Below are 12,925 nucleotides of genomic sequence, written 5' to 3' on the forward strand. Positions count from 1 at the left end.
CCGTCGAGAGTATCGAATCAATGCCGCACATTTTGATCGTCGAAGACGAAACAATTATCCGCTCCGCCTTGCGCCGCCTGCTGGAACGCAACCAGTACCAGGTCAGCGAAGCCGGTTCAGTGCAGGAAGCACAAGAACGCTTCACCATTCCCACGTTTGACCTGATCGTCAGTGACCTGCGCCTGCCTGGCGCACCGGGCACCGAATTGATCAAACTTGGCCAAGGCACTCCAGTGCTGATCATGACCAGCTACGCCAGCCTGCGCTCAGCGGTGGACTCGATGAAGATGGGCGCGGTGGATTACATCGCCAAGCCTTTCGATCACGACGAAATGCTTCAGGCTGTCGCACGCATCCTGCGGGACCGCCAATCGGCGCAAGCCAGCGGTGAACCGGTAGCGGGCAAGGTCGCCAATGGCGCCGCAAAACCGGGCATCGATAACAGCAACGGCGAGATCGGCATCATCGGCTCGTGCCCACCGATGCAGGATCTGTACGGCAAGATCCGCAAAGTCGCGCCTACTGATTCCAATGTCCTGATCCAGGGCGAATCCGGTACCGGTAAAGAACTGGTGGCGCGCGCCTTGCACAATCTCTCCAAACGGGCCAAGGCCCCGATGATTTCGGTGAACTGTGCGGCCATTCCGGAAAGCCTGATCGAGTCCGAACTGTTCGGCCACGAAAAAGGCGCGTTCACCGGTGCGAGTGCCGGGCGTGCCGGTCTGGTCGAAGCAGCGGACGGCGGCACCTTGTTCCTCGACGAAATCGGCGAACTGCCACTGGAAGCCCAGGCCCGACTGCTGCGGGTACTTCAGGAAGGTGAAATTCGTCGGGTCGGCTCCGTCCAGTCGCAAAAAGTCGATGTGCGCCTGATCGCCGCGACTCACCGTGATCTCAAGAGCCTGGCAAAAATCGGCCAGTTCCGTGAAGACTTGTACTACCGCCTTCACGTGATCGCCCTGAAACTGCCGGCCCTGCGTGAGCGCGGTGCCGACGTCAACGAAATTGCCAATGCGTTCCTCGCGCGCCAGAGCGCGCGGATCAACCGCACCGATCTGAAATTCGCACCGGACGCCGAACAAGCCATCCGTCATTACTCCTGGCCGGGTAACGTTCGCGAGCTGGAAAACGCCGTCGAGCGCGCCGTGATCCTGTGCGAGAGCCCGGAGATTTCCGCCGAGCTGCTGGGTATCGACATTGAGCTGGGCGATCTGGAAGACGACGAATTCATCGGCCTGCCCCCGCAACAGGGCAACAGCAATGCCGGTAACAACAACCACGAACCGACCGAAGACCTATCCCTGGAAGATTATTTCCAGCATTTCGTGCTCGAACATCAGGATCACATGACTGAAACAGAGCTGGCACGCAAACTAGGGGTCAGTCGCAAGTGCCTGTGGGAACGCCGTCAACGGCTGGGTATTCCACGGCGCAAGACCGGGGTGGCCAGCGAGAGCTGAACCACACCTGTCTGATGTGTGGGTAACACGTGACATTGTGAAAAAAACTGTTACCTCAGTTTTTCACGTAACAGAAAGCCGGGGCTTACGGTAACGAAACCCCGGCTTTTTTTCGCCTGAGCAAACCCCACCAACCCGCCTAAACCCTTGTTTTACTGGGCTTTGCAAAAGTTGGCACGCGCCCTGCTATATGTTTGGTACAAGAACAATAACAAGCAATGCACAAGACAATAAAAATAAGACGTATCGACTCACGCACAATAAAAACAAGACGGCGAGAGGCGCAGCTAACTGATTCTTTTGGAGAGGCGTTGTAATTGGGGCGTGCCCCACGACCAGGCCGAGAACAACAAAAAACTGTCATAAGACAGAGCCTGTACTGGTTGGATCGAGAGATCACTGCAATTCAGCGACCAAAGCAATCCGTTTGCTCTTGGCTCCCGATTGGGAGGGTCATGAAGGAAAGCTTCATGGCGAGGGCACTCAACAAAAACAAAAGCCCGAAACCAATAACAAAAATAGAACATGCAACTACTTCTTGGGGAGCTTCGGCTCCCCTTGTAGTTTCCGCGATTCGGACACCTGCCTACTGTAGGAGCGAGCTCGCTCGCGAAAAGCCTACGGGCAACGTTGGGTATCAGGTTCTACGCGTCATCGTTTACGCCTTTCGCGAGCAAGCTCGCTCCTACATCTGCTGCGTCCTACACCATCCCCGACTAAATGCTAGAATCCCCGCCCATCATGCGGTCATTCTTCGTTTTGGCCGAACATTCCTTCAAACAGTGCATCCCATGCTGAAGAAGCTGTTCCAGTCATTCCGTACTCCCGTGCGTCGAACGCAACACATTCGCAGCACGCCTGAAGTGCTCAACAGCGGCCAACATTCGCTGCAAAAGGCGCAATTCAGCCGTTACGCGGTGAACATCGTCGAACGCCTGCAGGGCGCCGGTTACCAGGCCTATCTGGTCGGCGGTTGTGTGCGCGACATGCTGCTCGGCATCACGCCGAAAGACTTTGATGTCGCCACCAGTGCCACCCCTGAACAAGTCCGGGCCGAATTCCGCAACGCGCGGATCATTGGCCGTCGCTTCAAACTGGTACACATCCACTTTGGTCGCGAAATCATCGAAGTCGCGACCTTCCGCGCCAATCACCCGCAAAACGATGAAGAGGAAGACAGCAACCAGTCTTCGCGCAACGAGAGCGGGCGCATCCTGCGCGATAACGTATACGGCACCCTGGAAGAAGACGCTCAACGTCGCGACTTCACCATCAACGCCCTGTATTACGATCCGGTCAGCGAGCGCATCCTCGACTACGCCAACGGTGTACACGACATCCGCAATCACCTGATCCGTCTGATCGGCGATCCAAAACAACGCTATCAGGAAGACCCGGTAAGGATGCTGCGGGCCGTGCGTTTTGCGGCCAAGCTGAATTTCGGCATCGAAAAACACAGCGCCATGCCGATCCGCGATCTGGCACCGTTGCTACGCGAGATTCCGGCGGCCCGTCTGTTCGAAGAAGTGCTCAAATTGTTCCTTTCCGGCCACGCCGCGGACACTTTCGAGATGCTGGTCGACCTGCAACTGTTCGATCCGCTGTTCCCGGCCAGTGCCGAGGCGCTGGAGTACAACCCGACCTACACCCATACCCTGATCAGTGAAGCGCTGATCAACACTGACCTGCGGATCAAGCAGAACAAACCGGTGACCCCGGCGTTCCTGTTTGCAGCCCTGCTGTGGCCTGCCCTGCCAGCGCGCGTTCTGCGCCTGCTGGAACGTGGCATGCCGCCGATTCCGGCGATGCAGGAAGCGGCGCACGAACTGATTGCCGAGCAGTGCCAGCGCATCGCTATTCCTAAACGCTTCACCATGCCGATCCGCGAGATCTGGGACATGCAGGAGCGTCTGCCACGACGCAGCGGTAAACGTGCCGATCTGTTGCTGGACAACCCGCGATTCCGCGCCGGCTACGACTTCCTGCTGCTGCGTGAGAGCGCGGGCGAGCAGACCGATGGGCTGGGCGAATGGTGGACGGACTATCAGGACGCCAATGAAAGCGAACGTCGCGACATGATCCGCGACCTCAGCGGCAAGGACGAAGGCACCGGTGCACCGCGCAAACGTCGCCGCAGCGGCGGCTCCAAGCGCAAGCGCGCCGCAGGCGTTTCGGGTGCCACGGGCGAGTAATCATGGAGCGCATCTACATCGGCATGGGCAGCAATCTGGCTGCACCCGCCGAACAATTACGCAGCGCCATCGCCGCACTGGCGCAGCTGCCGCAATCGGAAATGGTTGGGGTTTCCGGGTTTTATCAGAGCGACTCTCTCCTCCCCGGCCAACCGCGTTACACCAACGCGGTCGCCGCCCTCGACAGCACCCTGGCGCCGCTGGATGTGCTCGATGCGTTGCAAGCCATCGAAAACGAACAGGGCCGCACACGTCTTGAGCGCTGGGGGCCACGCACGCTGGATCTCGATATCCTGCTGTTCGGTGACCGTCTGATCGACGAACCTCGCCTCAAAGTCCCGCATTACCATATGCAGGAACGAGCCTTCGTTCTGTATCCACTGGCGGAATTGGCGCCCGCGGATCTGCGCTTGGCCGATGGCCGCAGCCTTACAGAATTGCTCGCTGCGTGCCCGTTCGTCGGCCTCGAACGCCTCACTACAAATTAATACAAAACCCGTGTGGGGTTTTGTGTCGAACATAAGATCACAGCTGCTGAAACGCATCAGTTACCCCGGTAACATTCCGCACGTAACAATGCGGTAACACATGCAATTGACTTCCCGAGTTCTCCTCACGACTATAGGCGTCCCGCTGCCGCCATCACGGCACACAAGGGCGCAATCCAGGCCTTATAAGCACGACAGAAGACCGTGCGCCTGAGTAGATGACGAATCACGCGCGTTACTCGCAGTAGTTTCCATAGCGCCTGAACGAGGATTTTTCGACATGCCAGCCATCACCCTGACCACGCTCCAGAGCCTCAAGCAGAAAGGTGAAAAAATCACCATGCTGACCTGCTATGACGCGACCTTCGCCCACGCCTGCAATCAGGCTGGCGTCGAAGTGCTGCTGGTGGGCGACTCCCTCGGCATGGTTTTGCAAGGTCACGACAGCACCCTGCCGGTTAACACCGCCGAAATGGCTTACCACGTGGCCTCCGTCAAACGCGGTAACACCGACGCGTTGATCCTCGCCGACCTGCCATTCATGGCCTACGCCACCACCGAACAAGCCATGACCAACAGCGCCCTGTTGATGCAGGCCGGCGCGCACATGGTCAAAGTCGAAGGTGCATTGTGGCTGGCGGACTCGATCCGCCTGCTCGCCGAGCGTGGTATCCCGGTGTGCGCGCACATGGGCCTGACGCCGCAATCGGTGAACATCCTCGGCGGCTATAAGGTCCAGGGTCGCAATGAAAACCAGGCGCGGCAAATGCGTGCCGATGCGATCTCACTGGAACAGGCTGGCGCGGCGATGCTGTTGCTCGAGTGTGTGCCAAGCGAGCTGGCCGAAGAGATCACCCAGGCAGTGAAGATTCCGGTGATCGGTATCGGCGCTGGCCATCGCACCGACGGCCAGGTACTGGTCCTGCACGACATGCTGGGCTTGTCCATCACCGGTCGGGTGCCCAAATTCGTAAAGAATTTCATGGCTGGCCAAGAGAGCATTCACGCCGCCTTGAGCGCCTATGTCACTGAAGTCAAAGCGGCGACCTTCCCTGGCATCGAACATGGATTCTCTGCATGAATACCGTAAAAACCGTACGCGAACTGCGCGCCGCCGTGGCTCGCGCCCGTAACGAAGGCAAACGCATTGGCTTCGTGCCGACCATGGGCAACCTGCACAGCGGTCATGTCGCGCTGATCACCAAGGCCACCCAGCGAGTGGATTTCGTAGTCGCGAGTATTTTCGTCAACCCGCTGCAATTCGGCGCCGGTGAAGACCTCGACAAATACCCGCGCACTCTCTCGGCGGATCAGGAAAAGCTGCTCGAGGCCGGTTGCGACCTGCTATTCGCGCCAACGGCTGAAGAGATGTATCCCGATGGCATGGCCGGCCAGACCCGTGTCAGCGTTCCGCAATTGTCCGAGGGTCTGTGCGGCGCCAGCCGTCCGGGGCATTTCGAAGGCGTGGCGACGGTGGTCAGCAAGCTGTTCAACATGGTCCAGCCGGATCTGGCGATTTTCGGCCAGAAAGATTTCCAGCAACTCGCCGTTATCCGTGCCCTGGTCCATGACCTGAACATGCCGGTCCAGATAATTGGCGAGCCTACCGTTCGTGCGGCCGATGGTCTGGCACTGTCGTCGCGCAATGGTTTCCTCAGCGAAGAACAGCGGGCCGTTGCTCCGGTTGTCTATCGCACCCTGAGTCAGATTGCCGATGCGATCAAACAGGGTGAGCGGGATTTCCCGGCGTTGATCAGTGCGCAGATCAAACAGCTGGAAGCTGCAGGTTTGCGTCCGGATTACCTGGAAATCCGTCATGCCCTGACCTTGCGCCCTGCAACGCCCGAGGATCGGGACCTGGTGATTCTGGTGGCGGCGTTCCTCGGTACTACGCGGTTGATCGACAACCTGCACCTGAACCTCGATACACCGGCCTAACCCCCCCTGTAGGAGCGAGGCTCGCCCGCGAAGGTATCTCCGCGGTTCATCATCAGACCGAGGCGACGCCTTCGCGGGCAAGCCTTGCTCCTACAGGGGATCTCCACCTCCAAAACCAACGGGCAACCTGCCCCTGTTCGATTCCGACTGGGAAACACTCATGCACGCCATCATGCTCAAAGCCAAGTTGCATCGCGCCGAAGTCACCCACGCTGTACTCGATTACGAAGGTTCTTGCGCCATCGACGGCGAATGGCTGGATTTGTCCGGCATCCGTGAATACGAACAGATCCAGATCTACAACGTCGACAACGGCGAGCGCTTCACCACCTATGCCATTCGTGGCGAGGAAGGTTCACGCATGATCTCGGTCAACGGTGCCGCTGCGCACAAGGCCAAGGTTGGCGATCGCGTGATCATCTGCGCTTACGCCCACTACAGCGAAGCCGAATTGCTCAACTTCAAACCGCGCATGCTCTACATGGCGCCGGGCAATGAACTGAGCCACACCAGCAACGCCATTCCGGTCCAGGTCGCCTGATCGAAGTCCTGTCTTTCGTCCGTTTGTCGGCCACTCCTAACTTTGATGTTAAAAAAGTACCGAAAACAGGTCAGACAAACTCAAGACAGATCATTGCGCGGGGTTTACTGTATTCGCCCTGCGCCATGAATTCGTGTCGACGCAGTTGACCGGACGCCCACCCAAAGCGCTCCGGGATTTTAGAGTTCAAAAGGCCGTTCAAGTAAAAAGGAAACCCGCAGCGATGGCGTATTACCGCACCCCTCATGACGTTACCGCTCTGCCCGCCTGGCAAGCGTTGAATGACCACCGCCAAGCCATGCAGGATTTCAGCATGCGCGAGGCCTTCAATGCCGATCCGCAGCGCTTTACTCAATTCACCCTCAGCAGCTGCGGCCTGTTTCTCGACTACTCGAAAAACCTGATCAACGCCGAGACCCGTAATCTGCTGGTTGGTCTGGCCAATGAAGTCGACCTCAAGGGCGCGATCAAATCGCTGTTCGACGGCGAAATCGTCAATGCCTCCGAAGGTCGCCCGGCCCTGCACACAGCCCTGCGCCGTCCGGTCGGCGACAAGCTGTCGGTCAACGGCGTCAATGTGATGCCTGAAGTGCACAAGGTGCTGAACCAGATCACCGACCTGGTTGGCCGCATCCACGACGGTCTATGGCGCGGTTACACCGAGAAGCCGATCACCGACGTGGTGAACATCGGTATCGGTGGCTCGTTCCTTGGCCCTGAGCTGGTTTCCGAAGCACTGCTGTCCTACGCCCAGAAAGGCGTGCGTTGCCACTATCTGGCGAACATCGACGGCAGCGAGTTCCACGAACTGACCATGAAGCTGCGCGCCGAGACCACGCTGTTCATCGTCTCGTCGAAATCCTTCAATACCCTCGAAACCCTGAAGAACGCCCAGGCCGCCCGTGCCTGGTACCTGGCTCAGGGCGGTTCGGAAGCCGAGCTGTATCGCCACTTCATCGCGGTATCGAGCAACAACGCCGCCGCCGTGGCGTTCGGCATCCGTGAAGAGAACATCTTCCCGATGTGGGACTGGGTTGGCGGGCGTTACTCGCTGTGGTCGGCCATCGGTCTGCCGATTGCCCTGGCCATCGGCATGTCCAACTTCAAGGAGCTGCTGTCCGGTGCCTACACCATGGACCAGCACTTCCAGAGCGCGCCGTTCGAACAGAACATGCCGGTGCTGCTGGCCTTGCTCGGTGTCTGGTACGGCAACTTCTGGGGCGCGCAGAGCCATGCGATCCTGCCGTACGACCACTACCTGCGTAACATCACCAAGCACTTGCAACAGCTGGACATGGAGTCCAACGGCAAGCGCGTGCGTCAGGACGGCACGCCAGTGTCCACCGATACCGGCCCGGTGATCTGGGGCGGTGTGGGCTGCAACGGTCAGCATGCCTACCACCAGTTGCTGCACCAGGGTACCCAACTGATCCCGGCCGATTTCATCGTGCCGATCGTCAGCTTCAACCCGGTGTCCGATCACCACCAATGGCTGTATGCCAACTGCCTGTCGCAGAGCCAGGCGCTGATGCTCGGCAAGACCCTGGCCGAAGCCGAAACAGAACTGCGCGACAAGGGCATGAGCGAAGAAGAGGTGCACAAACTCGCACCGCACAAGGTGATCCCGGGCAACCGTCCGAGCAATACCCTGGTGGTCGAACGCATCAGCCCGCGTCGCCTCGGCGCACTGGTGGCGATGTACGAACACAAAGTCTTCGTGCAAAGCGTGATCTGGGGCATCAACGCCTTCGACCAATGGGGCGTGGAGCTGGGCAAGGAACTGGGCAAAGGCGTCTACAACCGCCTGGTTGGCAGCGAGGAAACCCCGGCTGATGACCCGTCCACTCAAGGGCTGATCAACTACTTCCGTGGTCGTCACCGCGGATAACGCCTCCGCCCCTGTAGGAGCAAGCGGGCGGTGATCCGACTTGCCCGCGATTGCGGTTTGTCATTCAACATTGATGTTGAATGAACTGACGCTATCGCGAGCAAGCTCTGCTCCTACAGGTCGTCACCGCGGATGATCTGACGCCATTCCTGCGGGGGTACTAACCTTGTAGGAGCCGGCTTGCTGGCGAAAGCGCTGTGTCATTCAACATTTTTGTCGATTGATACGCCGCTTTCGCCAGCAAGCCGGCTCCTACGAGGGTCGCGCAGCTCCCCTCTTGTTGCCAAAAACAAGAATAAGGAACCGTCATGTTCGATATCAGCAAGTTCCCCAAAGCCGATGCCGTCCGCCGGGCTGCACAACTGAGTCAAGACGACTATCACCGCCTGTACCGCGAATCCATCGAACACCCCAGTACGTTCTGGGCCGCACAAGCCACCCGCTTTCTCGACTGGAGCGCTCCGTGGGACACCGTCCAGCGCTATGACCTGAAGACCGGCGAAGCCAGCTGGTTTGCCGGGGCAAAGCTGAACGTCAGCTACAACTGCATCGACCGTCATCTGGAAAAGCGCGGCGATCAAATCGCGATCATCTGGGAAGGCGACGATCCCGCCGAATCCACGCAAATCACCTACAAAAAACTGCATCACAACGTCTGCCGCCTGGCCAACGTGCTCAAAAGCCGTGGCGTGAAGAAAGGCGACCGCGTGTGCATCTACATGCCGATGATCCCCGAAGCGGCTTACGCCATGCTCGCCTGCACACGGATCGGTGCGGTGCATTCGGTGGTGTTCGGCGGTTTTTCCCCCGACTCCCTGCGCGACCGCATTCTTGATGCCGACTGCCGAACCGCAATCACCGCCGATGAAGGCGTGCGTGGGGGCAAATTTGTCCCGCTCAAACAGAACGTCGATAAAGCCCTGCAAGGTTGCCCCGACGTCAGCACCGTGATCGTGGTCGAGCGCACACAGAATCAGGTGAACTGGGTCGAAGGCCGGGATATCTGGTATCACCAGGCGCTGCGCGATGTCGGCGATGACTGCCCACCCGAGCCGATGGATGCCGAAGATCCGCTTTTCATCCTCTACACCTCCGGCAGTACCGGTAAACCCAAAGGCGTGCTGCACACCACCGGTGGCTACCTGCTGCAAGCGGCAATGACTTTCAAATACGTGCTGGACTACCGCGATGGCGAAGTTTTCTGGTGCACTGCGGATGTTGGCTGGGTCACCGGCCATAGCTATATCGTCTACGGCCCGTTGGCTAATGGCGCCACGACACTGATCTTCGAAGGCGTGCCGAGCTACCCGAACAGTTCGCGCTTCTGGCAAGTGATCGATAAGCACAAGGTCAACATTTTCTACACTGCCCCGACCGCCCTGCGCGCCCTGATGCGTGAAGGTCCCGAACCGCTGAAGGAAACTTCCCGCGCCAGCGTGAGATTGCTCGGCACTGTAGGTGAGCCGATCAACCCGGAAGCGTGGGAATGGTACTTCCACACGGTTGGCGAAGAGCGTTGCCCGATCGTCGATACCTGGTGGCAGACCGAAACCGGCGGCATCATGCTCAGCCCCCTGGTGAGCGCCCAACGGATCAAACCCGGCTGCGCCACGCAACCCATGTTCGGCGTCCAACCGGTCCTGCTCGACGAACACGGCAAGGAAATCAAAGGTGCCGGTAGCGGCGTGCTGGCAATCAAATCCAGCTGGCCGGCGCAGATCCGCAGCATCTACGGCGACCCGCAACGGATGGTTGACACCTACTTCAAGCCTTACCCCGGCTACTATTTCACCGGCGACGGCGCCCGCCGCGACGAAGATGGCGACTACTGGATCACCGGGCGCATCGACGATGTGATCAACGTGTCCGGGCACCGCATCGGCACCGCCGAAGTGGAAAGCGCCCTGGTGCTGCACGACAGCATCGCCGAGGCCGCCGTGGTCGGTTACCCCCACGACGTCAAAGGCCAGGGCATCTACGCTTTCGTCACCCCCATGAACGGTGTCGAACCCAACGACGAACTGAAAAAAGAATTGCTGGCACACGTTAGCAAGGAAATCGGCAGCTTCGCCAAACCGGACCTCATCCAGTGGGCACCGGCCTTGCCGAAAACCCGTTCCGGCAAGATCATGCGGCGCATTCTGCGTAAGATTGCCTGCAACGAACTGGACAGCTTGGGGGATACCTCGACCCTGGCCGACCCCAGCGTGGTGCAGGGTTTGATCGATAAGCGCCTGGTGTAGGAGCGAGCTTGCTCCGGGCGGCGTTCCGACGATGAACTCAAGCGCGCCGCGTACATTCAGGAAACACGCGTTTTCGTTAACGTCCATCGCGAGCATGCTCGCTCCTACAGGGTCACCATGGAATTCATCCGCAGCCGCATCGAAACCCAAATCATGAGTCTGAGCGGCCTGTCCCTGGGCAAGCTCGATCTGGAAAACCCCAAGGGCGATCCCGGTCTGTTCGGGCCTGATTCGGTGAGCTGGCAAGTGCATGGCGACTTCAGCAGCATGCTCATCGGCGGCATCAGCGCCCTGATGCTGCAAGCCCTTCACCCGCTGGCCCTGGCTGGCGTGTGGGACCATTCGAACTTTCGCGAGGACATGCTCGGCCGGCTGCGCCGCACCGGGCAGTTTATCTCTGGCACCACCTTCGGCTCGCGACAGGATGCCAACTGGCTGATCGAGAAAGTTCGCACCATTCACCTTCAGGTCACCGGCACGGCACCGGACGGTCGGCCCTACGCCGCCAGCGATCCCGACCTGTTGACCTGGGTGCACGTGGCCGAGGTGAGTAACTTTCTCGCCGCGCATTTGCGCTATCGCAATCCGCACCTGTCACTGGTCGATCAGGATCGTTATTACGCAGAAATCGCGCTGGTTGCCGAACGCCTGGGTGCCCGAGATGTGCCCCGTTCCCGGCAGGAAATTTCCGATTATCTTGAGCGAATCAGGCCGCAACTGCTGTGTGACGAACGCAGTCGCGAAGTGCTGCGACTGCTGCTGAATGCCCCTTCCCCGAGCCTTCTGGCCAAACCTTTCGGCGGCCTGATGATGCAGGCCGGGATCGACCTGCTGCCGGACTGGGCCAGCGACTTGCTCGGCGTCAGTCAGAGCACTCTGCAACGCAAGCTGGTCCGCGCCAGCGTCAATCGCAGCGCGCCAATGCTGCGCTGGGCGGTGCGCAATGGTTCGGTACAGCGGGCCAAGCGGCGGATGGGTCTGTTGTAGGAGCGAGGCTTGCCCGCGAAGAACGATAACGTGGTGTATTTGCCAGACCGCGTGGCCTTCTTCGCGGGCAAGCCTCGCTCCTACAGGTTCTTCTTCGCCCATAGCTGCTAAACTCCCGCGCCAAATTCCCACCTGCAAGGCGCCCAGCATGTCTTCCTTGAATCAGGCGCTGCGCGCCGCCCTCGAACATCGCCAGGACTTGCTCGCCGAGCTGCATACGCAAGGCACCGATTGCTATCGCCTGTTCCATGGCAGCCAGGAAGGCGCCGGGGGCCTGACCATCGACCGCTATGGCCCGCAACTGATGGTGCAGAGTTTTCACCAGTCACTGGAACACGATGCGCTGTTGCAACTGCACGAGACAGTGAACCAGCACTTGGGCTTTGAAAGTCTGCTGGTCTACAACGATCGCTCTCGCGGCAATTCGCGCATCGACCGTGAAGACACCGTCTACCGCGCCGACGAAGCGGCACTGCAAGACCTGGTCGGTCACGAGTGGGGCCTGAACTACCGGGTACGCGGGCGTCACGCCGGGCAGGATCCGTTGCTGTTCCTCGACCTGCGCAACACCCGTGGCTGGGTCAAGGAGCACAGTAAAAATAAAAGTGTGCTGAACCTGTTTGCCTACACCTGTGGCGTTGGCCTCAGCGCTGCGGCCGGTGGCGCCCGCGAAGTGTGCAACCTGGACTTCGCCGAAGGCAACCTGGCGGTCGGTCGTGAAAACGGCCTGCTCAACCCGCAGTTGCCGACCATGGAATTCATCCAGTCCGATTATTTTCCGGCTATCCGCCAATTAGCCGGCCTGCCAATCAGCCAGCGTCGCGGGCAAAAGTTGCCGAGCTATCAGCGCCTGGAACAGCGCCAGTACGATCTGGTGCTGCTCGATCCTCCGGCTTGGGCCAAGAGCGCTTTCGGCACCGTCGACCTTCTGCGCGACTATCAAAGCCTACTCAAACCGGCCCTGCTGACCACCGCCGACAACGGCGTGCTGATCTGCTGCAACAACCTGGCAAAAGTCAGCATGGACGACTGGCGCGAACAGGTTTTGCGTTGCGCAGAGAAGGCCGGGCGGCCAGTGCGCGATTGGACGGTGATGAAACCGGGTGGCGATTTCCCGTCGATGGATCAGCAACCACCGCTAAAAACTCTGATCTTGCAGCTCTGACTCACGTCAGACAAATCTGAAAA

The 12,925-nt window shown here is 59.4% G+C and carries 10 protein-coding genes; all 10 read left to right on the forward strand.

What is annotated here, in order from left to right:
* The first annotated feature begins 20 nt into the window (after positions 1-20).
* The 10 genes from CES87_RS09155 (at position 21) to CES87_RS09200 (ending at position 12,902) form a co-directional block, all read left to right on the forward strand.
* Positions 21-1,460, forward strand: a complete 1,440-nt coding sequence (locus CES87_RS09155; protein WP_128605881.1) for a sigma-54 dependent transcriptional regulator — start codon at positions 21-23, stop codon at positions 1,458-1,460.
* Positions 1,461-2,251: 791 nt separating this feature from the next.
* Positions 2,252-3,652, forward strand: coding sequence for a polynucleotide adenylyltransferase PcnB (locus CES87_RS09160; protein WP_128605882.1), 1,401 nt, complete (start codon positions 2,252-2,254; stop codon positions 3,650-3,652).
* A 2-nt stretch (positions 3,653-3,654) separates the two neighbouring features.
* The gene (gene folK / locus CES87_RS09165; RefSeq protein WP_128605883.1) at positions 3,655-4,140 is read left to right on the forward strand and encodes a 2-amino-4-hydroxy-6-hydroxymethyldihydropteridine diphosphokinase; all 486 of its coding nucleotides are present in this window, start codon (positions 3,655-3,657) and stop codon (positions 4,138-4,140) included.
* Positions 4,141-4,420: 280 nt separating this feature from the next.
* On the forward strand, positions 4,421-5,221 hold the full coding sequence (gene panB, locus CES87_RS09170) for a 3-methyl-2-oxobutanoate hydroxymethyltransferase (protein WP_128605884.1): 801 nt from the start codon (positions 4,421-4,423) through the stop codon (positions 5,219-5,221).
* Positions 5,218-6,078 carry a pantoate--beta-alanine ligase gene (gene panC / locus CES87_RS09175; RefSeq protein ID WP_128605885.1) on the forward strand — a complete coding sequence of 287 codons (861 nt, stop codon included), beginning with the start codon at positions 5,218-5,220 and terminating at the stop codon, positions 6,076-6,078. Before panB ends, panC begins: the two co-directional genes overlap by 4 nt.
* A gap of 160 nt (positions 6,079-6,238) precedes the next feature.
* Positions 6,239-6,619, forward strand: a complete 381-nt coding sequence (gene panD / locus CES87_RS09180; RefSeq protein ID WP_003228271.1) for an aspartate 1-decarboxylase — start codon at positions 6,239-6,241, stop codon at positions 6,617-6,619.
* Between the two features lie 223 nt (positions 6,620-6,842).
* A complete protein-coding gene (gene pgi / locus CES87_RS09185) occupies positions 6,843-8,507 on the forward strand; it encodes a glucose-6-phosphate isomerase (protein ID WP_128605886.1) in 1,665 nt (554 codons plus the stop codon).
* A 308-nt stretch (positions 8,508-8,815) separates the two neighbouring features.
* Positions 8,816-10,750 carry an acetate--CoA ligase gene (acs, locus tag CES87_RS09190; RefSeq protein ID WP_128605887.1) on the forward strand — a complete coding sequence of 645 codons (1,935 nt, stop codon included), beginning with the start codon at positions 8,816-8,818 and terminating at the stop codon, positions 10,748-10,750.
* Between the two features lie 117 nt (positions 10,751-10,867).
* Positions 10,868-11,737: an oxygenase MpaB family protein gene (locus CES87_RS09195; protein ID WP_128605888.1), complete on the forward strand. Its 870-nt coding sequence runs from the start codon at positions 10,868-10,870 to the stop codon at positions 11,735-11,737.
* Positions 11,738-11,885: 148 nt separating this feature from the next.
* Complete coding sequence (locus CES87_RS09200; protein ID WP_128605889.1) at positions 11,886-12,902, forward strand: class I SAM-dependent rRNA methyltransferase; 1,017 nt, start codon at positions 11,886-11,888, stop codon at positions 12,900-12,902.
* Positions 12,903-12,925: the final 23 nt, after the last annotated feature.

This window comes from Pseudomonas sp. ERMR1:02 (assembly GCF_002277815.1).
Classification (GTDB): domain Bacteria; phylum Pseudomonadota; class Gammaproteobacteria; order Pseudomonadales; family Pseudomonadaceae; genus Aquipseudomonas.

Excerpts from the sequence above, each read along its gene's own strand:
- panD (WP_003228271.1), top strand. The coding sequence starts at position 6,239 with ATGCACGCCATCATGCTCAAAGCCAAGTTGCATCGCGCCGAAGTCACC.
- CES87_RS09195 (WP_128605888.1), top strand. The coding sequence starts at position 10,868 with ATGGAATTCATCCGCAGCCGCATCGAAACCCAAATCATGAGTCTGAGC.
- panB (WP_128605884.1), top strand. The coding sequence starts at position 4,421 with ATGCCAGCCATCACCCTGACCACGCTCCAGAGCCTCAAGCAGAAAGGT.
- acs (WP_128605887.1), top strand. The coding sequence starts at position 8,816 with ATGTTCGATATCAGCAAGTTCCCCAAAGCCGATGCCGTCCGCCGGGCT.
- CES87_RS09155 (WP_128605881.1), top strand. The coding sequence starts at position 21 with ATGCCGCACATTTTGATCGTCGAAGACGAAACAATTATCCGCTCCGCC.
- panC (WP_128605885.1), top strand. The coding sequence starts at position 5,218 with ATGAATACCGTAAAAACCGTACGCGAACTGCGCGCCGCCGTGGCTCGC.
- CES87_RS09160 (WP_128605882.1), top strand. The coding sequence starts at position 2,252 with ATGCTGAAGAAGCTGTTCCAGTCATTCCGTACTCCCGTGCGTCGAACG.
- CES87_RS09200 (WP_128605889.1), top strand. The coding sequence starts at position 11,886 with ATGTCTTCCTTGAATCAGGCGCTGCGCGCCGCCCTCGAACATCGCCAG.
- folK (WP_128605883.1), top strand. The coding sequence starts at position 3,655 with ATGGAGCGCATCTACATCGGCATGGGCAGCAATCTGGCTGCACCCGCC.
- pgi (WP_128605886.1), top strand. The coding sequence starts at position 6,843 with ATGGCGTATTACCGCACCCCTCATGACGTTACCGCTCTGCCCGCCTGG.